Here is a 23,964-nt window from a genome sequence, read left to right on the forward strand (position 1 = left end):
TCAGTCAGTTCGTCGCCGCGTGGGTGGCCGGGCGCAGCAGGTGCTCCGGAGTCATCGAGCCGAGCAGCTTCTCCAGGGCGTACTCGACGTCCGACTTCCACGACAACGCGGTCCGCAACTCCAGCCGTAGCCGGGGGAACCGGGGGTGCTGTCGGACCGTCTTGAAGCCGACCGACAGGTAGAAGTCGGCTGGGGCGAGACAGCCCCGACCGGACGTCTCCGCCGGGTCGGCGGTGGCGTCACCGAACGCCTCGATCGCCTTGATGCCCCGTTTGGTGAGATCCCGGGCCACGCCCTGCACCAGCATTCGCCCAAGGCCACCGCCGGCGAACGGCTGCACCACGTGCGCCGTGGTCAGCAGTACCGCGTCGGCGGAGACCGGGGACGTCGGGAACGCCATCGACCTCGGCAGGTGGGCCGGCGGCGCGTACATCACGAAGCCGGCCGGCATGCCGTCGACGTAGGCGAGCTTGCCGCAGGAACCCCACTCCAGGAGAGTCTGGGAGACCCACGCCTCCTTCTCCAGCGCCGGGTCGCCGGAGGTCCGGGCGCGGTCGGCCGCCACCGGATCGAGCTCCCAGAAGACACACCGCCGGCAGGATCTGGGTAGCTCCTCCAGCGTGTCCAGCGTCAGACTGACCAGACGTCGCGACATTGGCGATCCCCCACCACCGAACCGGTCAAGCGTTGAAACCCGCCGAGCCTCACCACGCGCCGTCTCCTGTCCCCAACGAGCGATCGTACGCCGCAACCTCGCGTCCGGGGAGAGGTCGGGCGTCCGGTCGCTGTCTTCGCAGGCCAATCCGGGTTCGCTGGTCCGACATATGGACGGTGTGGTAATGCCCACGCCGGACCGCGACACGCCGGACTACCATCAGACGATCAGTGCGTGTCGCGGCCCGACCCGGCACCACCGGTGCGACGCGTTTCGAGGTGAGGTCATGACCGGCACGACGCTCGACGACTACACCGACCGCTATGCCCGCCGGGTCCGGGGGATGACCGCCTCGGAGATCCGGGCGCTGTTCGCCGTCGCCAGTCGGCCGGAGGTGGTGTCGCTCGCCGGCGGAGCCCCGTACGTCGCCGCGCTGCCGCTGGACGCGGTCGGCGAAATGCTCGGCCGCCTCGCCGCCGAGACCGGCACCTCGACCCTGCAGTACGGCATCGGCCAGGGCACCCTCGACCTGCGGGAACGGATCTGCGAAGTGATGTCGCTGTCCGGGATCGACGTTTCGTCCGGGGCCTCCCCCGAGGACGTGGTGGTGACCGTCGGCGGGCAGCAGGCCCTCGATCTGGTCGCCCGGCTCTTCCTGGACCCGGGCGACGTGGTCCTCGCCGAGGGCCCCACCTACGTCGGCGCCCTCGGCGTGTTCCAGGCGGCGCAGGCCCAGGTGGTGCACGTGCCGATGGACGCCGACGGGCTGATCCCCGAGGCGCTGGAGCAGGCGATCACCGAAGTGGCCCGGTCCGGCCGACGGGCGAAGTTCCTCTACACCATCCCGACGTTTCAGAACCCGGCTGGCGTGACGCTGACCGACGAGCGCCGCGACCGGGTACTCGACATCTGCGAACGCGCCGGCCTGCTGGTCGTCGAGGACGACCCGTACGGCCAGCTGAGCTTCGACGGCGAAGCGCCGGCGCCGCTGCGGGCCCGACGCCGGCACGGCGTCTTCTACCTGAGCACCTTCTCCAAGACCTTCGCGCCAGGGCTGCGGGTCGGTTGGATTCTCGCCCCGCACGCGGTACGCGAGAAGCTGGTCATCGCCAGTGAGGCGCAGATCCTCTGCCCCAGTGCCTACGCCCAGGCCGCGGTCGCCACCTACCTGGCCACCATGCCGTGGCGGGAGCAGCTCAAGACGTACCGGGAGGTCTACCGGGAGCGGCGGGACGCACTGCTGTCCGCGCTGACCGACCTGATGCCGGCCGGGACGACCTGGACCCGACCGAGCGGCGGCCTGTTCGTCTGGGCGTCGCTGCCGGACGGGTTGGACGCCAAAGCCATGGTCCCCCGGGCCATCGCCGCCCGGGTGGCCTACGTTCCCGGCACCGGCTTCTACGCTGACGGCTCCGGGGCCGGCAACATGCGGCTCAACTTCTCCTACCCCCCGCCGGAGCGGATCCGGGAAGGCGTCCGGCGGCTGGCCGGCGTGATGGAGCGGGAGTCGGCGATGCGCGAGGTCTTCGGACCGGTCTCCGGCGGATCTGGCCGACGCCAGCGCCCCGGCGCGGACGCGCCCGGGCCTGACTTGGCATGATTCGGGCATGAGCCCAGCGTTGGACCCCACCGCAACCGAATCATCGTCGTCGTCCGCCGCCCCGGATCCGCGTGTGCTCGTTCTCGCCGGCGGGTTGTCGTACGAACGCGACGTCTCGCTGAAGTCCGGTCGCCGGGTGCTGGACGCGCTCCGCTCGGTCGGCGTCGAGGCCGAGATGCGCGACGCCGACGTCTCGCTGATTCCAGCGCTGCGCTCCGACCCGCCGGACGCGGTGGTCATCGCGCTGCACGGGGCGACCGGTGAGGACGGCTCGCTGCGCGGCGTACTGGATCTCTGCGGCGTGCCGTACATCGGCTGCGACGCCCGCGCCGCCCGCCTGGCCTGGGACAAGCCGTCGGCCAAGGCGGTGCTGCGCGAGGCGGGCATCCCGACCCCGGACTGGGTCGCGCTGCCCCACGACCGGTTCTCCGAACTGGGTGCGGTCGCCGTGCTGGAGCGGATCGTCGAACGGCTCGGCCTGCCGCTGATGGTCAAGCCGGCGCAGGGTGGCTCCGGGCTGGGCGCGGCGGTGGTACGCGAGGCGGCGGAACTCTCCGCAGCGATGGTTGGCTGCTTCGCGTACGACTCGACGGCGTTGGTGGAGCGGTACGTCACCGGGATGGACGTCGCCGTATCGGTCGTCGACCGGGGCGCCGGCCCGGAGGCGCTACCGGCCGTCGAGATCGTGCCACGCAACGGTGTCTACGACTACGCTGCCCGCTACACCGCCGGACTGACGACGTGGCACGCGCCGGCCCGGCTGGACGAGCCGGCTGCCGAGCAGGTGGCGGCGACCGCCGTCGCCGCTCACCGGGCACTCGGGCTGCGGGATCTCTCCCGCGTCGACATGATCGTCGACGCCGACGGCCGGCCGCACGTCCTGGAGGTCAACGTCTCACCCGGGATGACCGAGACCTCGCTCTTGCCGCTGGCGGTCCAGGCTGGCGGGCTGGACCTCGGTGAGCTGCTCGCCACGCTGGTGGTCCGGGCCGCGGCCCGACCGTACGACCCGGCGAACTGATCACCGGGCGCTGCCGGTCGGCGACCCCGCCGAATCGCCCGCAGCCGGGACTTCGGGCCCGCCCTGGTCCGTAGCGCCCTCCGGGTCCGGGTCGTCGTCCTCCTTCGCCTCAGTACCGGCACCTGCCGCGGCCCTGTCGTCGGTGGGGGCAGCGGCATCCTCGACGTCGGCCGGGTCGGCAGCAAGAGGTTCACCCTGCTGGGTAGTAGCGACGTCGCTGGCGAGTTCGCCGAGATCAGCAGCTGGTTCGATGCTCTCCATCGGCACCACGAGCTCGGCCACGGCCGGTCCTGCACCGTCGATCTCATCGAAGTCGTCGACGCTGACCGGATGGCTCGCCTGTTCGGTGAGGTTCGACGGTGCCCGCCACTGAATCCGCGGCGGCTCAGCGAGCTGACGACCGCCGAACTCCGCCAGCCACGCGGCGACCAGCGCCAGGTTCTCCCGCCAGCGTGACTCGGAGATCGGCGGCAGGATGCTGTCCCACAGGGAGAGGAACGTGCCACGGAGCTGCAGCTGCCCGTACGGCCGAGCCAGGAACCACAGGTGCAGGTGTGCCGAGCCGTCCCCCCATCGGTTCACGTGAACCCGGGCCACGCCGTCGAGCGACCGGATCGCCCGCTCGAGCCGGACGGTCATCACGCCGAGTTCGGCCGCGAGCAGGTTCGGCAGATCGCCGAGGTCGAAGTGGGACCGGGACTCCAGGATGAGGACCATCGGTAGCCCGGTCGGGCGGTCCATCGCACGGACCCGCCAGCGTTCGCTGACCCAGATGTACGCGTCGTCCGGGGCGGAGCAGGACGAGCATTCCGCCGTGCCCTCACCCTTGCGAGGCGGTTCGACGTCAACCGGGTCATCGAGTCGCTTGACCCGCAGGTCGCCCTCGAAGGGGAAGGATGGCCATCGCGCGAAGTCGGGAACCGAGGCAGGGGTGTCTGGCACGACGCTGACCCTAACCGAGTCTGCGCCGCCTGTCGTTCCCCGTTTCGGCCGGCCCGCGACTCTCATCCGGTGGGACGACCGGTCCCTGGTCGGCTGCCGACCAGGGCTCGCCGTCCCAGTTCTCCACAGGAGTTATCCACAGGGCGCCAGCCCGGTCTACCCGCTGTTTCACGTGAAACGAGGCACCCTGTGGAAAACGCCTGTGGAAAACGCCCGGCCCCGTAGCGGATCGATCCCGGGGACACCCGGGAGCCGCCCGGTCGGCCGCGGATACGTCTTGGTGCCTCCGGTAGCCCGGTCTTCTCAACGATCCATCGACCGAGTGGTAACCGGGCTCGGCGAGCCGTCTGGCGCCGCCCGGAACAGCCGTAGGTCGGCCCTCCGGAGCGGCCGGGCGAGACCGTCGTTCGGTTCCACGTGAAACATCGCTACCGGGCGCCCCACTGGCCCCACCGGGCAGCTACCGGGCCGGGTAGCGGCCCCCGCCGGCCCACCGTTTCACGTGGAACGAGCCGCGCGGTCGCCTCCGACCGGGCGACTGGCGAGTGCGTGGGTGCCGACTCCGGGTGGACCGGTCGGCAAGGGTGGACCGGTCGGCAATGGCAGGGGCCGGGGCGTTGAATCGGCGCGGGCCGAAACCGCAGAAGAAGGGCTGGTGTTTCACGTGAAACACCAGCCCCTGCGAGGACATGCCATCTGCCGGGTCGACGGACCGGCCCGGCAATCAGTCGACGTCGCCTGAGGTGTCGTCCCCGTCGCCCACTCCGATGATTCCGACGATCCGCTCCAGGTCGTCGACCGTGGCGAACTCAATCGTGATCTTGCCCTTGCTCCGCCCGATGTCGACCTTGACCCGGGTGTCGAATCGGTCAGACAGGCGATCGGCGAGATCGGTGAGGGCCGGGGCGTGGGCCTTCGGGCGACGCTGCGGACTGGCCGTACGCTTCGCCGAGTCATCGGTCCCGGCGAGCGCCACCAGTTCCTCGGTGGCCCGGACCGAGAGCCCTTCGGCGACGATGCGTAGCGCCAGGGCGTCCTGGGCGTCGGAATCGTCGAGGCTCAGCAGCGCCCGGGCGTGACCGGCCGACAGCACGCCGGCGGCCACCCTCCGCTGCACCTGAGCCGGCAGATTCAACAGTCGGATCGTGTTGGAGATCTGCGGCCGGCTCCGGCCGATGCGCTTGGCGAGTTCTTCGTGGGTCGCCCCGAACTCGTCGAGCAACTGCTGGTACGCGGCCGCCTCCTCGAGCGGGTTGAGGTTGGCCCGGTGGATGTTCTCCAGCAGCGCGTCCCGGAGCATCGCGTCGTCCCTGGTGTCCCGGACGATCGCGGGGATGGACTCCCGGCCGATCGCCTGCGCGGCACGCCAGCGGCGTTCCCCCATCACCAGCTCGTACTGCTCACCGTCGTCCAGCTGTCGTACGACGATCGGCTGCAGGAACCCGACCTGCTCGATCGAGACCTTCAGCTCCTCGAGCGCCTCGTCGTCGAAGACCTGGCGGGGCTGCTTCGGATTCGGGATGATCGCGGCGACCGGCAGCTCGGCGAACCGGGCACCAGGCACCGGCGACAGGTCGACGGGCGGCGACAGGTCGACGGGCGTCGCGACGGCCGGTTCCGTCGCGACGGCAGCAGCGGTCCCGCCGCTGCCGGAGACGGCCGCAGTGGCCGGGGACGGAGTCACCGGAGCCGGGGCTGGCTGTGCGACACCCGGCTGAACCGGAGCGGTGGTGGGGATGAGGGCACCGAGCCCGCGCCCGAGCCCGCCCTTCGGACGGTTCTTCATGCCCTGCCTCCCGCTCCAACCACCGTGTCAGACATTGCGACCGAGCCGAGCGACACCGCGCTCGGCGATCTCCTGGGCCGCTTCGAAGTAGCTTGTCGCACCCCGCGATCCGGGATCGTAGGTCATCACCGACTGGCCGTAGCTCGGCGCCTCCGACACTCGGACGTTGCGGGGGATGACCGACTGGAGCACCTTGTCCCCGAAGTGGTTGCGCACGTCCTGCTCGACGGCGTCGGCCAGCCGGGTCCGCCGGTCGTACATCGTGAGCAGGATGGTGGAGACGTCCAGCGTCGGGTTGAGATGCTGCCGGACCAGGTTGATGTTGTTGATCAACTGGTTGAGTCCTTCCAGCGCGTAGTACTCGCACTGGATCGGGATCAGCACCTCTTGCGCGGCGACCAGCGCGTTGACCGTCAGCAGACCCAACGACGGTGGGCAGTCGATGAACACGTAGTCCAGCTCGACCGGGTACGCCGTGATGGCTCGGGACAGCCGGGACTCCCGGGCCACCACGGAGACCAGCTCGATCTCGGCCCCGGCCAGATCTATCGTCGCTGGGACGCACCACAGGTCGGGTATCCCCTCGACCGGCTGCGCCACCTCGGTCAGCGGCACGTTGTCGATCAGGCAGTCGTAGACGTCCGGTACGCCCGCGTGGTGCGGGACGTTGAGTCCGGTCGAGGCGTTGCCCTGTGGGTCGAGGTCAACAACCATCACCCGGTTCCCGTGCAGTGCCAGGGCCACCGCGAGATTCACCGTCGTGGTCGTCTTACCGACGCCCCCCTTCTGGTTGGCCACGCACATCACCCGGGTCCGGTCCGGCCGGGGCATGGTCACCTCGCCGCTGGGGTTCAGAATCTGCACGGCGCGCAAAGCCTCCATAGCCAAGGGGGGATCATCCTCTTCCCGATTCGGTGTTTCACGTGAAACGTACGGCTCGTCGGCGGCCGGGGAGGTCGGGTTGGGCACCGGTTGCTCCGGCGTCGGGGATGCGGCGCCGACCGACGTGTCCGCTACGAGCGGCACGCCGGCCCGGGTCGGGACGCCCGGCGTGGTGGGCACCGGCGCCGTCGTGGGCGGCTGAGGTGCCCCGCTGACCGGCACCGCCCCACCCTCCGGCCAACCCGGGTGGTACGCCGTTTCACGTGAAACCAACGTGGGGTCGCCGACACCGTGGCGCTCGCCGGTCAACCGCGGATCCTCGAAACTACCGTTGTCATGCACCGTGTCATCCCTGCCCGCGTTGGATGGATCGGCACCGCCAGCGCTCACGACCGCGCTTCGGGCGTGGCGTGCGGACCGGCACGGGGCGGCAGGAGTCGTGCAACTTCGCGTTGCCGCCCGGTCCAGACTATCGACGCGCGGTCAGCCTACGGGGAACAGGGCCGGTGTGGCCACGGCCGACTGTCCGACGTGTCGCAGCCTTCACGTCGTTCCACCCCGCGATCAGGGCGGGTTCGGCGGTCGGCCCCGGGTCCGCCGCGACGAACGCGGCCGTACTCGGTCGCCGCGTCCCGAGCGGCGTCGACCACCTGCCCCGGGCACCGGAGCGGACCGTTCGATCTCCACCACGGTGGTCGGCGGGTCGAGCCATCGTTCGCCGCAGCGACGCAGCACCGGATCACCGCCACCCGACCGAACCACCGCCGATCGGTGCTCGGTGATCTCCGCCCCGGCCGAATCGCCCTTCATGGCGAGTAGCCGCCCACCGGGCTCGACCAGCGGTAGACACCAGCCGGCCAGCCGGTCGAGTGGGGCCACCGCCCGCGCGGTGACCACCGGTGCCGCACCGTCGGGGAAATCCCGGCGCAGTTCCTCGGCCCGGCCACGCAGTACGCGGACCCGGTCGGTGAGGCCAAGGACCGACACCGCCTCGACGAGAAAAACGGTACGCCGGGCCAACGGCTCAACCAGGATGACGTTGAGGTCCGGTCGCGCCACGGCCAGGACCAGCCCGGGTAGACCGGCTCCGGATCCGACGTCCAGCACCGTCGCCCCGTCGGGGACGAGTTCGCCGAGGACCGCGCAGTTCAGCAGGTGCCGCTCCCAGAGCCGGGGTACCTCGCGCGGCCCGATGAGTCCACGGAGCAGTCCCTCCGAGGCCAGCAGGCCGGCGTACCGGACCGCTAGCCGCAGCTGCTCGGCACCGAAGATCTCGCGGGCACAATCGGGGGGCGACGCCAGCGTGGCCGGTCCTGACGGAACGGGCGCTCCAGACGGAACCGGCCCGGACGGGAACCCGTCCGGGCCGGTAGCCACCCGCTCAGTCTGCTCGGGCAAATCGGTCATGGTGCTCAGTCGGCCGGACGGACGACGATGCGCCGGGTCGGTTCGACACCCTCGGACTCGCTCAGCACGCCGTCGAGTGCATTCACCACGTCGTGCACGCACTTGCGCTCGAAGGCGGACATCGGCTCCAGCCGCACCGGCTCGCCGTACTCCTTGACCTTCTCCACCGCGTTCTTCGCCACCGCGGCCAGCTCCTTGCGTCGGTTGTTCCGGTAACCACCGACGTCCAGCAGTAGCCGGCTGGGCGATCCGGTCTGCCGGAAGACCGCAAGCCTGGTCAGCTCCTGGAGCGCCTCCAGGGTCGCACCCCGCTGTCCGACCAGGGCACTGAGCTGCCCGCCGACCACCTCCACCACGGGGCGTCCGGCGGAGACCAGCTCGTCGATGTCGCCGTCGTAGTCGAGGATGTCCAGCAGTCCCTCGACGTAGTCGGCGGCAATTTCGCTCTGCTGGAACAGGTCGCTGTCGGTGGCGGCGGAAGTGGGCGCTGACGCGCCCTTGCCGGCCGCGGCCTCGTCAGCCTCGTCGGTGCCCGCGTCGTCGGCGTCGCCGGGGCGGTCGTCAGCGCCGTCGGCGGCCGGGGCCGGGACAACCTCCTCGTCGACAGACGGGTCGGCACTGGGCAGGCTGGTATCGGTCACGGTGTCATCTCCGTACTCGCTCGGCGGAACCGGTCGGTCCGCTGGTTACCGAGGACCGGCGGACGGGCGCCGTGCCCTCGGGAGGTCTACATTGCCGCCGTTGCGGCTGTGCGGGACGCCCCGCCGGCCACCGGGAAGCCCGCCAGCAGTCGCCGGCCGCCGGCACGTCTGCCCGGTCAACCCGGACGCTTCGCCGGCCGCCGCTTCTTCGGGTTGACCGGCTTGGCACCAGGCTTGGGCTTGAGACCCTCGCGGACCGGGGCCGGCTCGGAGGCGGCGGCCTCGGCACCGTTGCCGCGCCGGGCGAAGACACCGGCCGACTTGGGCTTGGCGTCGGTCGTGCCGGGCTTGCGTGACTGGCCGGCACCGGACTTCGCCGCCGGCCGGCCGGCGGATTTCGAGGTCGAGGTCGAGGTTGATTTCGCAGCCGGCTTCCCCTTGCCGGCCGGCATCGGCGGGGGCGGGAACTTGCGCAGTACCCACTGCTGCTGGCCAAGCGTGACCATGTTGTTCACTACCCAGTAGATGATGACGCCGATCGGGAAGATCGCGCCGGAGATGAGCAGCGAGGCCGGGATTCCGTAGAGCATCAGCCGCTGGATCATCTTCTGCTGCGGGTCCTCCGCCCAGCCGGTCTTGAGGATCATCTGTCGGCTGGTCAGGTAGGTGGTCACGATCATGACGATCACCAGGATCCCGGCGATCACCTTGACCGTGGTGCCGCTGGCACCCATCGCCGCCAGCTCGTCGGCGGTCGAGCCGAACCGCCCGGCGATCGGCGCGGTGAACAGGCTGGCCCGGGAGGCCTCGTAGAACTGGTCCGCGGTCCAGCCGTACAGGTCGACGTTGCGGGTCTGCTCCGGGTTCAGCCGGCGCAGGATGTGGAACAGGCCGAGAAAGACCGGGATCTGCAGGAACATCGGAAGGCAGCCCATCAGCGGGTTGGCCTTCTCCTTCCGGTACAGCTCCATCATTTCCTTCTGGAGCGTCTCCCGGTCACCCTTGTGCTTCTCCTGCAGCTCCTTGACCTTCGGCTGCAGCGCCTGCATGGCCCGCTGTGACTTGATCTGCTTGACGAAGACCGGGAACAGGATCACCCGGACCGTGACCACCAGGAAGATGATGGCCAGGATCCACGACCAGTTGGTGCCGAGCACCTCGGTCGACGGCACACCGATCCGGTCCCAGGCCGAGTGCCAGAACAGGAGGATCCACGAGATGGCCCAGTAGATCCAGTCGAGACTCAATTCGGGGCTCCAGTCGCATCGGCACGGCGGCCGCCCGGCATCGGTACCGGGTCATATCCACCGGGGTGGAAGGGATGACAGCGCAGCAGGCGCCAACCCGCCAACAGCACCCCCCGAAGTGCTCCGCGCCGGGCGATCGCCTCCTGGGCGTACGCACTGCACGACGGGTAGAACCGACAGCGGGCCGGCAGAGCCGGGCTTATCCAACGACGGTACGCGACGATCGCACCTGTCAGCAGGCGGCCACCCGGTGTCGCGGGGCGAGGTAGATCGTCGGAGGCGGTCATCGGGCGTCCCCCGCGCTGGCCCGGGTCCGGGGTCCGGTGCGCGGCACGCCGGATGGGCGATCACCGGAGGTGCTGCGGGAACGGCGGTCGGCGGCGCGGACCGCGGCGGACAGCGCGGCGTCAAGGTCAACGGCCAGCCCTGCTGAGGAGACCGCGGCGGCCGGCGGGAGGGCTCGGACGACCAGCAGGGCACCGCCCGGTAACGCTGCCAGCCGGGACCGGACAAGGTGTCGGAGCCGACGACGCACCCGGTTGCGGGTCACCGCGTTGCCGACCGCCTTGGAGACGATGAAGCCGGCCCGGGCACCGGAGCCACCGGTCGGCCCCGGTTGGTTGCCCGGCACCGCAGACGGCAGCAACAGGTGTACGACGAGTGAGCCACGGCCGGCCCGCCGACCCCTGCGTACGACCTCGGTGAAGTCGGCACGATTCCGTACGCGCTCAGCGGCGGCCAGCATGGCGGTTAGATCTCCACGACGCCCGCGAAGACCATCAGGCGGACAGGCGGGCGCGGCCCTTGGCGCGGCGGGTGGAGAGGATGGCACGGCCGGCACGCGTACGCATCCGCAGCCGGAAGCCGTGGGTCTTGGCACGCCGGCGGTTGTTCGGCTGGAAGGTGCGCTTGCTCACGTCAGACTCTCCGTCAGGTGTGGCTCCCGGCCGGCGGCCCGGAGTCAGATGATCAGACCGGCTGTCGGTCAGGCCGGCGGTTGGTCAGATCCGGCCGTTGGTCGGGCCGGCGGTTGGTCAGAACCGGCGGTGCAGATCTGATCCGGCCCGTTGGTCAGGCCGACGGTGCAGGTCTGCGCCAGTGCGCCGTAAGGGCACAACGCACCCGACTAGCTTATCAGAGGGGACCAGCGCCCACGGCTGGCCCGCCGCCGGCCACCGCCGGTGATCGGACCGTGGAGCGACGCGGCCTGTGCCGCTGCACGGTTTTCACCGAAACCGACAACGGGGACCGGCGACCGCCGGTTGAACGGTTGTGGACAACGCTGTTAGCGTGCCCGATTGCCGGTCAAGCATCAGACAGCACCTGGCACCGCTTCATCGGTACGAACCAGGCAGCCGGGCCGGTCGCCCGCGACGGTGATCGACACCGGGCGCCGAGCCGGCAGGGGGCAGGTTCGGCGGACGACGGGGAGCCGCAGTCAGCAGTACACACAGGTTGTGGATAACTTGTGGATGACGGTCAGTTCAGCGGCCCGCAGCATGGCTCGTCGTACCTGTTCGAGAGCGGGACCGATCCCGACCGGCGGCCGACACAGAGACAGTGCCGGCGGCCGGGTACTCGGATGCGATGGGGGTGGCGCTACGGTGGCCGAGACGATAGACCTCGGCGCGGTCTGGTTGGCGACCACGGACGAGCTGGCGGACGAGATCGTCTCCGCCCAGCAGCGGGCCTATCTGCGGCTCACCCGGCTGCGCGCCATCGTCGAGGACACCGCGCTGTTGTCCGTACCCGACGCGTTCACCCGCGACGTCATCGAATCGCGACTGCGCCCGGCGATCACCGAGGCGCTGTCGCGGCGGCTCGGTCGACCGATCCAGGTGGCGGTCACCGTCCGTCCGCCGGAGGACGGTCAGGGTCGACCGGTCGGCACGGTGTACGGCACCGCGACCGTCGAGACCCGGCTGCACCACCCGGACGAGCCCGACCCACGGCTGGGCCCGCCCCCGCCCGGACCGGACCACCGCGACACCGACAACCACCGCTGGGACCGCGAGGGCATCGCCGGACCCGAGGCGCCGGAGCCGATCAGCGGCGGGCCGGACACAGCCGACGGACCCCGTGCGCCGGAGCACCGCGTCGGCGTACCCGAGGCACTGGACGGCGCCACCAGCCGGCTGCCGGTGGTGCCGGCGGCCCGGACCGGCGACCAGGGCGCGCTCTTCGGTGACGACTACGCCGCCGGACCGCCAGGTCCGCAACGGCTCGACCACGACCTCGAACCGCCGACGCAGCAACGCCCGGCCCGGCCGCCGACCGACTACCGCCCACCGGACCAACGGTACGGCGGCGTCGGCGACAGCCTGCCGACCAGCCCGCCCGACAGCGGCCCGGGGCGGGGTGGGCTGGACCACCGCGGCACCGGCCGGGACGACCGCCGGCTGACCGGACCGGGGGTGGACACCGGCGGGAACCGGCTCAACCCGAAGTACATGTTCGAGACGTTCGTCATCGGCTCCTCGAACCGGTTCGCGCACGCCGCGTCGGTCGCGGTGGCCGAGTCACCGGCGAAGGCGTACAACCCGCTGTTCATCTACGGCAGCTCGGGGTTGGGCAAGACCCACCTGCTGCATGCCATCGGTCACTACGCCACCACCCTCGGACACGCCCGGTCGGTGCGGTACGTGTCGACCGAAGAGTTCACCAACGACTTCATCAACTCGCTGCGTGATGACAAGACCAGCGCCTTCCAGCGCCGCTACCGTGACGTGGACATCCTCCTGATCGACGACATCCAGTTCCTGGAGAACCGGGAGCGGACCCAGGAGGAGTTTTTCCACACCTTCAACACGCTGCACAACGCGAACAAGCAGATCGTGATCACCTCGGACCGGTCGCCCAAACAGCTGGCCACCCTCGAGGATCGGCTGCGGACCCGCTTCGAGTGGGGGTTGCTCGCCGACATCCAGCCGCCCGACCTGGAGACCCGGATCGCCATCCTGCAGAAGAAGGCGGCCCAGGAGCGGCTGTACGCGCCGCCGGACGTGCTGGAGTTCATCGCGTCCCGGATCGCCAACTCGATCCGGGAGCTGGAGGGCGCGTTGATCCGGGTCACCGCATTCGCCAGTCTCACCCGGTCACCGGTCGAGCTGAGCCTGGCCGAGGAGGTCCTGCGGGACTTCATCCCGGACGGCGCCGGCCCGGAGATCACCGCCGACCAGATCATGGTGGCCACCGCCGACTACTTCGGGGTCAGCCTGGAGGACCTGCGCGGTAACTCACGCTCCCGGGTGCTGGTCAACGCCCGCCAGGTCGCCATGTACCTGTGTCGCGAGCTGACCGACCTGTCGCTACCCCGGATCGGACAGGCGTTCGGTGGCCGGGACCACACCACAGTGATGCACGCCGACCGCAAGATCCGACAGCAGATGGCGGAACGCCGGTCCCTCTACAACCAGATCGCCGAGCTGACCAACCGGATCAAGCAGATCGCCTGACGCCCCGCCGCCTGCCGGCGGCGCCGTCCACCGGTTGATCCGGCGAATCACGCACAGGTTCATCCACAGGTTTTCCACCGCCGCCGCCCGGCGGTGGATGGCGCCTGGATTCTGCCGACCGGTTGTCCACAGGCTGTGGACAACTCCTGGGGAAACCGCTGTGGACAATGACTCACAGTCACAAACTGTCCACAGGTCTACCCGTGCCTGTGGGGATCCTGTTGAAGGTTCTGGGGACGACGGACCGGCATGGTGCCGGCAGCTTGTCCACAGCTGGGGACGAACCCTCGGGATAACCGGTGGACAACCGGTGGATAACTCGGCACGGCTGTGGACGGCCGGGCAGCCTGTGGATAACGACCCCGGTTGTACCCAGCCCTCTCCACAGGTAATCCACCGCCATCGAACCAATCTGACCTGCGTAAACGCGAGATATCCACAGAGTGCACAGCCCCGACGAAGACGATGAGATTTATCTTCTAGACAACAAAAACCAATCACCGGCGTTGGGGATAGGTGTGGATGCAGCCGACCCGCTGCACCTGCCGGTCCGGTCGACCGGCAGAAGTCCGGGGCCGGACGCACGGGCCCGGCGGTCTGGCCTATCGTTCGGTGAGGTCCGTCGACCGATGACGGTCGAGCCGCCCAGGGACCGCCTCGGTCCGGCACCACCAAAGATCGTTCGATCGAGTCGACGCGGAGGCACGGCATGAAGTGCGGAGGCATGGGATGAAGTTCCGGGTGGAGCGCGATGCGCTCGCCGACGCGGTGGCCTGGACGGCCAAGAGCCTGCCGAACCGGCCGTCGGTGCCGGTGCTGGCCGGCGCGATGCTCCGGGTCACCGACGGTTCCCTGCAGGTCTCAGGATTCGACTACGAGGTCTCCAGCCAGGTGACCGTCGACGTGCAGGGCGACGCGGACGGCTCGGCCCTGGTCTCCGGTCGGCTGCTCGCCGAGATCACCAAGTCGCTGCCGGCCAAGCCGGTCGACATCGCGGCGGTCGGTGCGCATCTGGAGCTGGTCTGCGGCAGCGCCCGGTTCACCCTGCCGACCATGCCGGTGGAGGACTATCCGACCCTGCCCGAAATGCCGGCCAGCGCCGGCCGGGTCGACGCCCCGACGTTCGCCGCCGCGGTCGCCCAGGTCGCGGTGGCCGCCGGCCGTGACGAGACGCTGCCGATGATGACCGGGGTCCGGGTCGAACTCGAGGGCACCCGGCTCGCCATGCTCGCCACCGACCGGTACCGGCTGGCCATCCGGGAGATCGACTGGCAGCCGGACGATCCGGAGATCAGCCTGAACGCGCTGGTGCCCGCCCGTACCCTCGCCGACACAGCCAAGACGCTCGGTCCGATCGGCGGCGAGGTCACCATCGCGTTGGCACACGGCGGGGCCGGCGAAGGCATGATCGGGTTTGCCGGCGGCACCCGCCGGACCACCAGCCGGCTGCTGGACGGTGCCAACTACCCGCCGGTCCGGTCGCTCTTCCCGAGCAGCCACAACGCCGAGGCCCGGGTGGGCGTGAGTACTCTCGTCGAGGTGGTACGCCGGGTCGCCCTGGTCGCCGAGCGCACCACCCCGGTGCTGCTCAGTTTCAGCGCGGACGGGCTCGTCGTGGAGGCCGGCAACACCGAGGAGGCGCGGGCCAGCGAGGCGATGGAGGCCGCGTTCACCGGTGAGCCGCTGACCATCGGGTTCAATCCGCAGTACCTGATCGACGGCCTGCAGAACCTCGGCTCGGCCACGGCGGTGTTCACTTTCGTCGACGCGTTCAAGCCCGCAGTGATCTCGCCGGCCGGTGAGGACGATCAGATCATCCCCGGCTACCGCTATTTGATCATGCCGATCCGGGTAACCCGGTAACACCGGGACACCCGGTGGGCGACGATCGGGCAGCGACGAAGGGGGCACACCGTGCAGTTGGGCATCATCGGCCTGGGCCGGATGGGCGGCAACATGCGGGACCGGCTACGCGACGCCGGTCACCAGGCGTACGGCTATGACCGGGACCCGGCGGTCAGCGACGTCGCCAGCCTCGCCGAGCTGGTCGACCGGCTCGCCGCTCCGCGGGCCGTCTGGATGATGGTCCCGGCCCAGGTGACGTCGTCGGTCGTCGACGAGCTGTGCGGCCTGCTCGACGCCGGCGATCTGGTGATCGACGGCGGCAACTCGCGGTTCAGCGACGACGGGCCGCGCGCGGCCCGGCTGGCCGAGCACGGCGTCGGCTACCTCGACGTCGGGGTGTCCGGCGGGGTGTGGGGCCGGCAGGCTGGGTACGGGCTGATGGTCGGCGGCGACGCCGAGCACGTCCAGCGGATGATGCCGATCTTCGAGACGCTCAAGCCGCCGGCGAAGCACGGCTTCGTGCACGCCGGCCCGGTCGGTGCCGGACACTACGCGAAGATGGTCCACAACGGCGTGGAGTACGCGTTGATGCACGCCTACGCCGAGGGCTACGAGCTGATGCTGCAGAGCGAGCTGATCACCGACGTGCCCGGGGTGATCAAGTCCTGGCGGGACGGCACCGTGGTCCGGTCCTGGCTGCTGGATCTGCTGGACGCCGCGCTCGACGAGGACCCCCAACTGGCGGCGCTGCGCGGGTACGCCGAGGACACCGGCGAAGGGCGCTGGACGGTCGACGAGGCGATCCGGCTCGGGGTGCCGTTGAACGTGATCGCGGCGTCGCTGTTCGCCCGGTTCACCTCGCGGCAGGACGACTCTCCGGCGATGAAGGCGGTCGCCGCCCTGCGCAACCAGTTCGGCGGGCACGCCGTGCAGTCCAGCCCCTGACCTCCGTGTACGTTCGCCGTCTCGAACTGATCGACTTCCGCTCGTACCAGCGGGTCGAGCTCACCTTCGAACCGGGTGGCAGCGTGCTGGTCGGGCCGAACGGGGTCGGCAAGACCAACCTCGTCGAGGCGCTCGGCTACCTGGCGACGCTGGGTAGCCACCGGGTCGCCACCGACGCGCCGCTGGTCCGGGTCGGCGCCGACTCGGCGATCATCCGCTGCCTGGTCGTGCACGACCAACGGGAGCTGCTGGTCGAACTGGAGATCGTGCCGGGTCGGGCCAATCGGGCCAGGCTGGGCCGGTCGCCGACCCGCCGGGCACGGGAGGTGATCGGTGCGCTGCGGCTGGTGCTGTTCGCCCCCGAGGATCTGGAGATCGTCCGGGGCGACCCGGCCGAACGCCGCCGCTACCTGGACGAGCTGCTGGTCACCCGGCTGCCCCGGTTCGCCGGCGTGCGGGCCGACTACGACCGGGTGGTCAAGCAGCGCAACGCGCTGCTGCGCAGCGCGTACCTGGCCCGCAAGACCGGTGGTGACCGGGGCGGCGACCTGAGCACGCTAAGTGTCTGGGACGCCCATCTGGCCCGGCACGGAGCCGAGCTGCTTGCCGGCCGGTTGGAGCTGGTCACCGCGCTTGCCCCGCACGTGGCCAAGGCGTACGACGCGGTGGCGGCCACCAGCGCAGCGGCCGGCATCAGCTACCGGCCGTCGATCGAGCTGCCGGATGCCGGGACGGTTCCGCCGGCGGCGGACCGGTCCATGCTGGAGTCAGCGCTGCTGGCCGCGCTGGGCGAGGCCCGCCGCAGTGAGGTCGACCGTGGCGTCACCCTGGTCGGTCCGCACCGCGACGACCTGCATCTGACGATCGGCAGCCTGCCGGTGAAGGGGTACGCCAGCCACGGCGAATCCTGGTCCTGCGCGCTGGCGCTGCGGCTGGCCGCGTACGACCTGCTCCGCGCGGAAGGCATCGAGCCGGTCCTGGTCCTCGACGACGTGTTCGCCGAACTGGACAGCGGCCGCCGGGAACGGCTCGCCGAGTTGGTCGCCGGGGCCAGCCAACTGCTGGTGACCTGCGCGGTGGCCGAGGACGTCCCGGTAGCGTTGCGCGGGGCACGCTTCGAGGTCAGCCGCGGGGAGGTACGCCATGTCGGATGAGCCGCAGCACGGTGAGTCGGCGCAGGCTGCCAACCAGCCACCGATCCTGCCACCGCCGTCCACCGGCCCGCAGTTGGCCAGGGCGGTGCTTGACGCGGCCCGCGCCCGTCGGGGGGCGAATCGGCCCCGCCGCCGGACCGGTGGCGGCAGTGACGCGGGGGGAGCCGGGTCGGGCAGCCGACGACTGCGCGGCTACTCGGGTCCGGGGCCGGACCCCCGTGATCCCCAGCTGTTCGGCGACGTGCTGGCCCGGCTGGTCAAGGCGCGCGGCTGGCAACGGCCGGCTGCCGAGGCGACCGTCTTCGGTGCCTGGGAACGGGTGGTCGGGCCGGAGGTGGCCAAGCACAGCCGCCCGGTCAAGTTGGAGAACGGCGAGTTGACGGTCGAGGCGGAGTCGACCGCGTGGGCGACCCAGCTACGTCTGCTCGCCCGCTCGTTGCTGCGCCAGATCGCCGCTGAGGTCGGGCACAACGTGGTGACGAAACTGCACATCCACGGCCCGGCCGCGCCGTCCTGGTCGAAGGGTCCGCGGCGGGTCCGCGGTCGTGGCCCGCGGGACACGTACGGTTGATCCCATCCGGCCGGTCCGCTCCCTGGCCGACGCCGGTCGCCCGGAAGACGCCGGCCGCCCGAAATCAGGCTTCTGCGTCGGCGTAGACGGCGAAGCCGCGGTCGGCGCAGCGGCGGTAGAAGCGGGACAGCGCCGCCAGCTCCGACCGGGGGAAGCTCCACTGCGGCGCGTCACCGGCGTCGTCGCGTAGCGCGTCGAGCCGGCTGGCCAGCCAGCGCAGCTGCTGTTCGGCGAGCCGGGCCCCGGCGAGGGCGTCGCGCAGCACCGCTCCGACCGTGTCGAAGGTGACGGTGTCGCCGTACCGGTCATGGCCGTCGACGAACCGCTCCAGGCCGCCGGCGATCCAGGCACAGCCGTCCGGGTCGATCACCGGGTCCTCGTCCTCGGCGGCTGCCTCGGTGGCGTACAGCACTCCGGTCAGCCCCAGCAGCAGGTCCACCAGCTCGGTGTAGGCGGTGGCCCGGACACTGCCGGTCTTCGCGATGTAACCGGCGAGCGCGGCGGTCGGCGCCGCGACGTCGGCCTGCTCCGCCAGTTTGTCGAAGTCGACGAACTCGGCCGGTGCGACCGGTTCGTAGAATTCGCCGACCCGTGGCCATTGCACCGCGACGTTGTCCAGCCCCATCGCAAGCGTCACCCTTCTCCAGCTGGTGGCCCGGGCCGGGTGCGCATCCGAGATGCTGCTGTCCGGTGCGAGCCTGTGCGGTAGCGGCACTGTAGCGGCATCCGGGTAGTCGTTTCACCTTCAGGTGGCCCAGCGGGCCGCCGGACCGACGTTGCGGTGCCCCGTGGCCGTCCGAATGACGGATCTGATGCGTGTGGGGGTGGTCGCGGTGGGTGGGGTGCGGCCGGCTACGAACCTCTCAGCCGCTTTACGGGGGTGCCGCGTCCCGGTTATGTCGGCTCGGCACAGTAGGATCGGAGACAGAGACGAGGGAGACCCGCGCGGCGCGACGATCCGGAGCCCGCCTGGCAGGATCACCGACGAGGTGACCACCGGCAGCCGTGATCGCCAGACCGTACGGGGCCCAGCCGTTCGTGATCCGCGGGTCTGCTGCGGCGTACGGCGCGTTTCGCCACCCGTCGGCGATCCACCCGGAAAATGCGGGTTGTCGGCCATGGTGCCGGTTCGCGTCCGTCCGCCGTCGGAAGATTCGCCGAACCCCGCGTCCCTGTGCCGTCGCGGCCCAGAGGTGCGAGAAAGTGGCTGAGGGTGTCAGCGCAGAACAACCAGGAGTACGGCGCCGAGTCGATCACCGTGCTGGAGGGTCTCGAGGCGGTCCGCAAGCGACCGGGCATGTACATCGGGTCGACCGGTGAGCGCGGCCTGCACCACCTGGTCTGGGAGGTCGTGGACAACGCGGTCGACGAGGCGCTGGCCGGGCACTGCGACACCATCGAGGTGGTGCTGCTCGCCGACGGCGGGGTGCGGGTCACTGACAACGGCCGCGGTTTCCCGGTGGACCTGCATCCCAAGCTGAAGAAGCCGGGTGTCGAGGTCGCCCTGACCGTGCTGCACGCCGGCGGCAAGTTCGACGGTAAGGCGTACGCGGTCTCCGGCGGTCTGCACGGGGTCGGTGTCTCGGTGGTCAACGCGCTGTCCGTGAAGATGGAGGTCGAGATCCACAAGGACGGCCACGTCTGGCGGCAGCAGTACGCCAACTCGAAACCGACGCCGCTGGACAAGGGCGAGGCGACGAACCGGACCGGGTCCGCGGTCGCCTTCTGGCCGGATCCGTCGATCTTCGAAACCACCGAGTACGCGTTCGAGACGATCTACCGCCGGTTGCAGGAGATGGCCTTCCTCAATCGTGGGCTGACCATTCAGCTGCGGGACGAGCGGGTGGCTGATGAAGACGGGAAGCACCGTGAGGTGACTTTCTGCTACAAGGGTGGCATTTCGGACTTTGTCCGCCACCTCAACGCCTCGAAGAACCCGATCCATAAGAGCGTGGTCGAGTTCGGCGCGGAGGAGGAGGGCATGTCGGTCGAAATCGCCATGCAGTGGAACGAATCATACGGTGAGTCGGTCTACACCTTCGCCAACACCATCAACACCCACGAGGGCGGCACCCACGAGGAGGGCTTCCGATCCGCGTTGACCAGCGTGGTCAACAAGTACGCCATGGACAAGAAGCTGCTCAAGGGTGACGAGAAGCTCTCCGGCGAGGACATCCGGGAAGGGCTTGCCGCGATCATCTCGGTCAAGCTGGCCAACCCGCAGTTCGAGGGCCAGACCAAGACCAAGCTGGGCAACACCCCGGTGAAGAGCTTCGTGCAGCGGGTCTGCAACGAGTGGCTCGTCGACTGGCTGGACCGTAACCCGGCCGAAGGCAAAATGATCATCACGAAGGCCACCCAGGCGGCCCGCGCCCGGATCGCCGCTCAGCAGGCCCGCAAGCTGGCCCGGCGCAAGTCGTTGCTGGAGTCCGGGTCGATGCCGGGCAAGCTGGCCGACTGCCAGTCCACCGATCCGCGCGAGTCGGAGGTCTTCATCGTCGAGGGCGACTCGGCCGGCGGCTCGGCCAAGCAGGGGCGGGATCCGCGTACCCAGGCGATCCTGCCGATCCGGGGCAAGATCCTCAACGTGGAGAAGGCCCGGATCGACCGGGTGCTGAAGAACAACGAGGTCCAAGCGCTGATCACCGCGCTGGGCACCGGCATCCACGACGACTTCGACATCGAGAAGCTGCGCTACCACAAGATCGTGTTGATGGCCGACGCGGACGTGGACGGCCAGCACATCCAGACGCTCCTGCTGACCCTGCTGTTCCGGTTCATGCGTCCGTTGGTCGAGTTGGGCCACGTCTACCTCGCCGCCCCGCCGCTGTACAAGATCAAGTGGAACCGGAAGGGCGACGACGCGCAGTACGCGTACTCCGACCGGGAGCGCGACGGACTGATCGTGCTGCGCCAGCAGAAGAAGCCGAACGCCAAGCCGGACGACATCCAGCGCTTCAAGGGCCTGGGCGAGATGAACTACCCCGAGCTGTGGGAGACGACGATGAACCCGGCGACGCGTACGCTGCGTCAGGTGACTCTGGACGACGCCGCAACCGCCGACGAGTTGTTCAGCGTTCTGATGGGTGAGGACGTCGAGGCGAGGCGCTCCTTCATCCAGCGCAACGCCAAGGACGTCCGCTTCCTGGACATCTAGCGCCCCGCGCGGCCGGGCGACCCCCGAACCGGTGCCGGCCCGGCCGCGTCATCAGCAACTTCGCCAGCTTCCACAGCCGTTGTCCAGCACGGTACGACGGTTTAAAGGTTGATAAGGGTTAACTGTGACGGATACTCCCGAGTCCTTTGGCAGCGAGCCGGATCCCGTGGCAGCCGCTGCGGCGGCGGTCGCCCGCCACGACCGCATCGAGCCGGTCGGGCTGGAAGTCGAGATGCAGCGCTCGTACCTCGACTACGCGATGAGCGTGATCGTCGGGCGGGCGCTGCCGGACGTACGGGACGGGCTCAAGCCCGTACACCGCAAGATCCTCTACGCCATGTTCGACTCGGGCTACCGGCCGGACCGGGGCTACGTCAAGTGCTCCCGGGTCGTCGGCGACGTGATGGGCCAGTTCCACCCGCACGGCGACTCGGCCATCTACGACGCGCTGGTCCGGATGGCGCAGCCCTGGTCGCTGCGGTACCCGCTGGTCGACGGCAACGGCAACTTCGGCTCCCCGGGCAACGATCCGGCAGCCGCGATGCGCTACACAGAGTGCAAGCTCGACCCGTTGGCGATGGAGATGCTGCGGGACATCGACGAGGACACCGTCGACTTCCAGGACAACTACGACGGGCGGGCCAAGGAACCGGTGATCCTGCCGGCCCGGATCCCCAACCTGCTGATCAACGGCTCCGAGGGCATCGCGGTCGGCATGGCCACCAAGATCCCGCCGCACAACCTGCGAGAGATCGCGGCGGCGGTGCAGTGGTGCCTGGAAAATCCGGAGGTCGACGAGGCCACCACGCTCGACGCACTGATCGAGATCGTCAAGGGTCCGGATTTCCCGACCGCCGGTCTGATCGTCGGCACCACCCCGATCCAGGACGCCTACCGCACCGGTCGCGGGTCGATCCGGATGCGCGCCGTGGTCGAGGTCGAGGAGGACAAGAAGGGCCGGACGTCGCTGGTCGTCACCGAGCTGCCGTACCAGGTCAACCCGGACAACCTTGCCGAGCGAGTCGCCGAGCTGATCAAGGAAGGCAAGATCGGCGGGATCGCCGACATCCGCGACGAATCGTCCGGGCGTACCGGCATGCGGCTGGTGCTGGTGCTCAAGCGCGACGCCGTCGCCAAGGTGGTGCTCAACAACCTCTACAAGCACACCCAGCTGCAGGAGACGTTCGGCGCCAACATGCTGGCCCTGGTCGACGGGGTGCCACGCACGCTGAACCTGGCGCAGTTCATCCGGTTCTACGTCGAGCACCAGATCGACGTGATCCGGCGGCGCACCGCGTACCGGCTGCGCAAGGCCGAGGAGCGGGCGCACATCCTGCGCGGTCTGGTCAAGGCGCTGGACATGCTCGACGAGGTAATTGCCCTGATCCGGCGGTCGCCGACGGTCGAGGACTCCCGGCAGGGCCTGATGCGGCTGCTCGACGTCGACGAGATCCAGGCCACCGCGATCCTGGACATGCAGCTGCGCCGGTTGGCGGCCCTCGAACGGCAGAAGATCATCGACGAGCTGGCCCGGATCGAGCTGGAGATCACCGACCTCAAGGACATCCTGGCCAAGCCCGAGCGGCAGCGGCGGATCGTCTCGGAGGAGCTCGGCGAAATCGTCGCCAAGTGGGGCGACGAGCGGCGGACGAAGATCGTGCCGTTCGACGGCGAGGTCTCGATGGAGGACCTGATCGCCCGCGAGGACGTGGTGGTCACCATCACCCGCACCGGGTACGCCAAGCGGACCAAGGTCGACCTCTACCGCTCGCAGCGCCGGGGCGGCAAGGGCGTCAGCGGTGCGACGCTGCGCCAGGACGACATCGTCAGCCACTTCTTCATTGCGTCCACCCATGACTGGATGCTGTTCTTCACCAACAAGGGCCGGGTCTACCGGGCGAAGGCGTACGAGTTGCCGGAGGCGTCGCGTACCGCCCGGGGGCAGCACGTGGCCAACCTGCTGGCCTTCCAGCCGGACGAACACATCGCCCAGGTCATCCGGATCCCGAACTACCAGGTGGCGCCCTACCTGGTGCTGGCGACCCGCAACGGCCTAGTCAAGAAGACCCGGCTGGAGGAGTTCGACTCGAACCGGTCCGGTGGCATCATCGGCATCAACCTGCGGGACGCCGACGAACTGGTCGGAGCGGCTCTCGCCGGCGGGGCCGACGACCTGCTGCTGGTCTCCAAGAACGCCCAGGCGATTCGGTTCACCGCGACCGACGAGGCGCTGCGCCCGATGGGCCGGGCCACGTCGGGGGTGATCGGGATGCGGTTCACCGACACCGACGAGCTGCTCGCCATGGCGGTCGTCCGAGAGGGGATGGACCTGGATGTTTTGGTCGCCACCAACGGCGGGTACGCGAAACGTACTCCGATCGAGGAGTATCCGGTGCAGGGCCGGGGAGGCAAGGGCGTGCTGACTGCAAAGATCACCGAGCGCCGCGGTGGTCTCGTCGGCGCGGTCGTCATCAGTCCGGGCGACGAACTCTTCGCGATCACCAGCAACGGTGGCGTGATCCGGACCCCGGTGAAGCCTGTACGACGTACCCGGGACCGGAACACAATGGGGGTCAAGCTCATGGACCTCCCAGACGGCGTGACCATCGTGGCCATTGCTCGCAATGCCGACGAGCCTGACGAACAGGACTAGTTG

Annotated in this window: 19 protein-coding genes and 1 pseudogene; 9 read left to right on the top strand and 11 right to left on the bottom strand. The window is 69.7% G+C overall.

All coding sequences use genetic code 11. The features are described 5' to 3' along the window. Positions 1 to 4: 4 nt before the first annotated feature. On the bottom strand, positions 5 to 655 hold the full coding sequence (locus ACFHW1_RS03835) for a GNAT family N-acetyltransferase (protein ID WP_416614816.1): 651 nt from the start codon (positions 653 to 655) through the stop codon (positions 5 to 7). A gap of 286 nt (positions 656 to 941) precedes the next feature. Here ACFHW1_RS03835 and ACFHW1_RS03840 point away from each other — a divergent pair, with 286 nt between their 5' ends. Both ACFHW1_RS03840 and ACFHW1_RS03845 read left to right on the top strand, forming a co-directional pair. Beyond that, complete coding sequence (locus ACFHW1_RS03840) at positions 942 to 2,255, top strand: PLP-dependent aminotransferase family protein (protein WP_416550889.1); 1,314 nt, start codon at positions 942 to 944, stop codon at positions 2,253 to 2,255. 7 nt (positions 2,256 to 2,262) lie between these two features. Further along, on the top strand, positions 2,263 to 3,276 hold the full coding sequence (locus tag ACFHW1_RS03845) for a D-alanine--D-alanine ligase family protein (protein ID WP_416550890.1): 1,014 nt from the start codon (positions 2,263 to 2,265) through the stop codon (positions 3,274 to 3,276). On the opposite strand, the gene ACFHW1_RS03850 is transcribed toward ACFHW1_RS03845, so the two are convergent. From ACFHW1_RS03850 to rpmH, 9 genes and pseudogenes are all read right to left on the bottom strand, one after another. After that, entirely contained in the window at positions 3,277 to 4,218 is a 942-nt protein-coding gene (locus ACFHW1_RS03850; protein ID WP_416614818.1) for a hypothetical protein, read from the bottom strand. Positions 4,219 to 4,942: 724 nt separating this feature from the next. Then, on the bottom strand, positions 4,943 to 6,004 hold the full coding sequence (locus ACFHW1_RS03855) for a ParB/RepB/Spo0J family partition protein (RefSeq protein ID WP_416550892.1): 1,062 nt from the start codon (positions 6,002 to 6,004) through the stop codon (positions 4,943 to 4,945). Positions 6,005 to 6,031: 27 nt separating this feature from the next. After that, a complete protein-coding gene (locus ACFHW1_RS03860) occupies positions 6,032 to 7,228 on the bottom strand; it encodes a ParA family protein (protein WP_416614820.1) in 1,197 nt (398 codons plus the stop codon). A 222-nt stretch (positions 7,229 to 7,450) separates the two neighbouring features. Next, positions 7,451 to 8,293 (bottom strand): 16S rRNA (guanine(527)-N(7))-methyltransferase RsmG, encoded by an 843-nt coding sequence (gene rsmG / locus ACFHW1_RS03865; protein WP_416550894.1) that lies wholly within the window; start codon positions 8,291 to 8,293, stop codon positions 7,451 to 7,453. Positions 8,294 to 8,298: 5 nt separating this feature from the next. After that, positions 8,299 to 8,934 (bottom strand): protein jag, encoded by a 636-nt coding sequence (locus tag ACFHW1_RS03870; RefSeq protein WP_416550895.1) that lies wholly within the window; start codon positions 8,932 to 8,934, stop codon positions 8,299 to 8,301. Positions 8,935 to 9,110: 176 nt separating this feature from the next. Continuing rightward, the gene (yidC, locus tag ACFHW1_RS03875; protein ID WP_416550896.1) at positions 9,111 to 10,181 is read right to left on the bottom strand and encodes a membrane protein insertase YidC; all 1,071 of its coding nucleotides are present in this window, start codon (positions 10,179 to 10,181) and stop codon (positions 9,111 to 9,113) included. After that, positions 10,178 to 10,468, bottom strand: a complete 291-nt coding sequence (yidD, locus tag ACFHW1_RS03880; protein WP_278172879.1) for a membrane protein insertion efficiency factor YidD — start codon at positions 10,466 to 10,468, stop codon at positions 10,178 to 10,180. The genes yidC and yidD overlap by 4 nt, the downstream gene beginning before the upstream one ends. A 74-nt stretch (positions 10,469 to 10,542) precedes the next feature. Next, a pseudogene (rnpA, locus tag ACFHW1_RS03885) lies at positions 10,543 to 10,926 on the bottom strand (ribonuclease P protein component); the annotation flags it as partial. Positions 10,927 to 10,960: 34 nt separating this feature from the next. Next, the gene (gene rpmH, locus ACFHW1_RS03890; protein ID WP_123606641.1) at positions 10,961 to 11,098 is read right to left on the bottom strand and encodes a 50S ribosomal protein L34; all 138 of its coding nucleotides are present in this window, start codon (positions 11,096 to 11,098) and stop codon (positions 10,961 to 10,963) included. 687 nt (positions 11,099 to 11,785) lie between these two features. Here rpmH and dnaA point away from each other — a divergent pair. The 5 genes from dnaA (at position 11,786) to ACFHW1_RS03915 (ending at position 18,151) form a co-directional block, all read left to right on the top strand. Further along, positions 11,786 to 13,636, top strand: coding sequence for a chromosomal replication initiator protein DnaA (dnaA, locus tag ACFHW1_RS03895; RefSeq protein WP_416589764.1), 1,851 nt, complete (start codon positions 11,786 to 11,788; stop codon positions 13,634 to 13,636). Positions 13,637 to 14,365: 729 nt separating this feature from the next. Next, positions 14,366 to 15,499 (top strand): DNA polymerase III subunit beta, encoded by a 1,134-nt coding sequence (gene dnaN, locus ACFHW1_RS03900; RefSeq protein WP_416550898.1) that lies wholly within the window; start codon positions 14,366 to 14,368, stop codon positions 15,497 to 15,499. A gap of 51 nt (positions 15,500 to 15,550) precedes the next feature. Next, the gene (gene gnd / locus ACFHW1_RS03905; protein ID WP_416550899.1) at positions 15,551 to 16,426 is read left to right on the top strand and encodes a phosphogluconate dehydrogenase (NAD(+)-dependent, decarboxylating); all 876 of its coding nucleotides are present in this window, start codon (positions 15,551 to 15,553) and stop codon (positions 16,424 to 16,426) included. Positions 16,427 to 16,431: 5 nt separating this feature from the next. Then, a complete protein-coding gene (gene recF, locus ACFHW1_RS03910) occupies positions 16,432 to 17,580 on the top strand; it encodes a DNA replication/repair protein RecF (protein ID WP_416550900.1) in 1,149 nt (382 codons plus the stop codon). Further along, positions 17,570 to 18,151 carry a DciA family protein gene (locus ACFHW1_RS03915; RefSeq protein WP_416550901.1) on the top strand — a complete coding sequence of 194 codons (582 nt, stop codon included), beginning with the start codon at positions 17,570 to 17,572 and terminating at the stop codon, positions 18,149 to 18,151. Before recF ends, ACFHW1_RS03915 begins: the two co-directional genes overlap by 11 nt. Before the next feature lie 64 nt (positions 18,152 to 18,215). Here the strand turns inward: ACFHW1_RS03915 and ACFHW1_RS03920 are convergent, their stop codons facing one another. Then, positions 18,216 to 18,776 (bottom strand): hypothetical protein, encoded by a 561-nt coding sequence (locus ACFHW1_RS03920; RefSeq protein WP_416568060.1) that lies wholly within the window; start codon positions 18,774 to 18,776, stop codon positions 18,216 to 18,218. A gap of 588 nt (positions 18,777 to 19,364) precedes the next feature. On the opposite strand from ACFHW1_RS03920, the gene gyrB reads away from it, so the two are divergent. Next, positions 19,365 to 21,308 (top strand): DNA topoisomerase (ATP-hydrolyzing) subunit B, encoded by a 1,944-nt coding sequence (gene gyrB / locus ACFHW1_RS03925; protein ID WP_416614822.1) that lies wholly within the window; start codon positions 19,365 to 19,367, stop codon positions 21,306 to 21,308. A 124-nt stretch (positions 21,309 to 21,432) separates the two neighbouring features. Continuing rightward, complete coding sequence (gyrA, locus tag ACFHW1_RS03930; RefSeq protein ID WP_416550902.1) at positions 21,433 to 23,961, top strand: DNA gyrase subunit A; 2,529 nt, start codon at positions 21,433 to 21,435, stop codon at positions 23,959 to 23,961. The last annotated feature ends 3 nt before the right edge of the window (positions 23,962 to 23,964 follow it).

Source organism: Micromonospora sp. LOL_014 (assembly GCF_048060245.1).
In the GTDB taxonomy this organism is placed as follows: domain Bacteria; phylum Actinomycetota; class Actinomycetes; order Mycobacteriales; family Micromonosporaceae; genus Micromonospora_E.

Coding starts and splice junctions, on each gene's coding strand:
- ACFHW1_RS03835 (WP_416614816.1), bottom strand. CDS start 655: ATGTCGCGACGTCTGGTCAGTCTGACGCTGGACACGCTGGAGGAGCTA.
- ACFHW1_RS03840 (WP_416550889.1), top strand. CDS start 942: ATGACCGGCACGACGCTCGACGACTACACCGACCGCTATGCCCGCCGG.
- ACFHW1_RS03845 (WP_416550890.1), top strand. CDS start 2,263: ATGAGCCCAGCGTTGGACCCCACCGCAACCGAATCATCGTCGTCGTCC.
- ACFHW1_RS03855 (WP_416550892.1), bottom strand. CDS start 6,004: ATGAAGAACCGTCCGAAGGGCGGGCTCGGGCGCGGGCTCGGTGCCCTC.
- rsmG (WP_416550894.1), bottom strand. CDS start 8,293: ATGACCGATTTGCCCGAGCAGACTGAGCGGGTGGCTACCGGCCCGGAC.
- yidD (WP_278172879.1), bottom strand. CDS start 10,468: ATGACCGCCTCCGACGATCTACCTCGCCCCGCGACACCGGGTGGCCGC.
- dnaN (WP_416550898.1), top strand. CDS start 14,366: ATGAAGTTCCGGGTGGAGCGCGATGCGCTCGCCGACGCGGTGGCCTGG.
- ACFHW1_RS03915 (WP_416550901.1), top strand. CDS start 17,570: ATGTCGGATGAGCCGCAGCACGGTGAGTCGGCGCAGGCTGCCAACCAG.
- ACFHW1_RS03920 (WP_416568060.1), bottom strand. CDS start 18,776: ATGGGGCTGGACAACGTCGCGGTGCAATGGCCACGGGTCGGCGAATTC.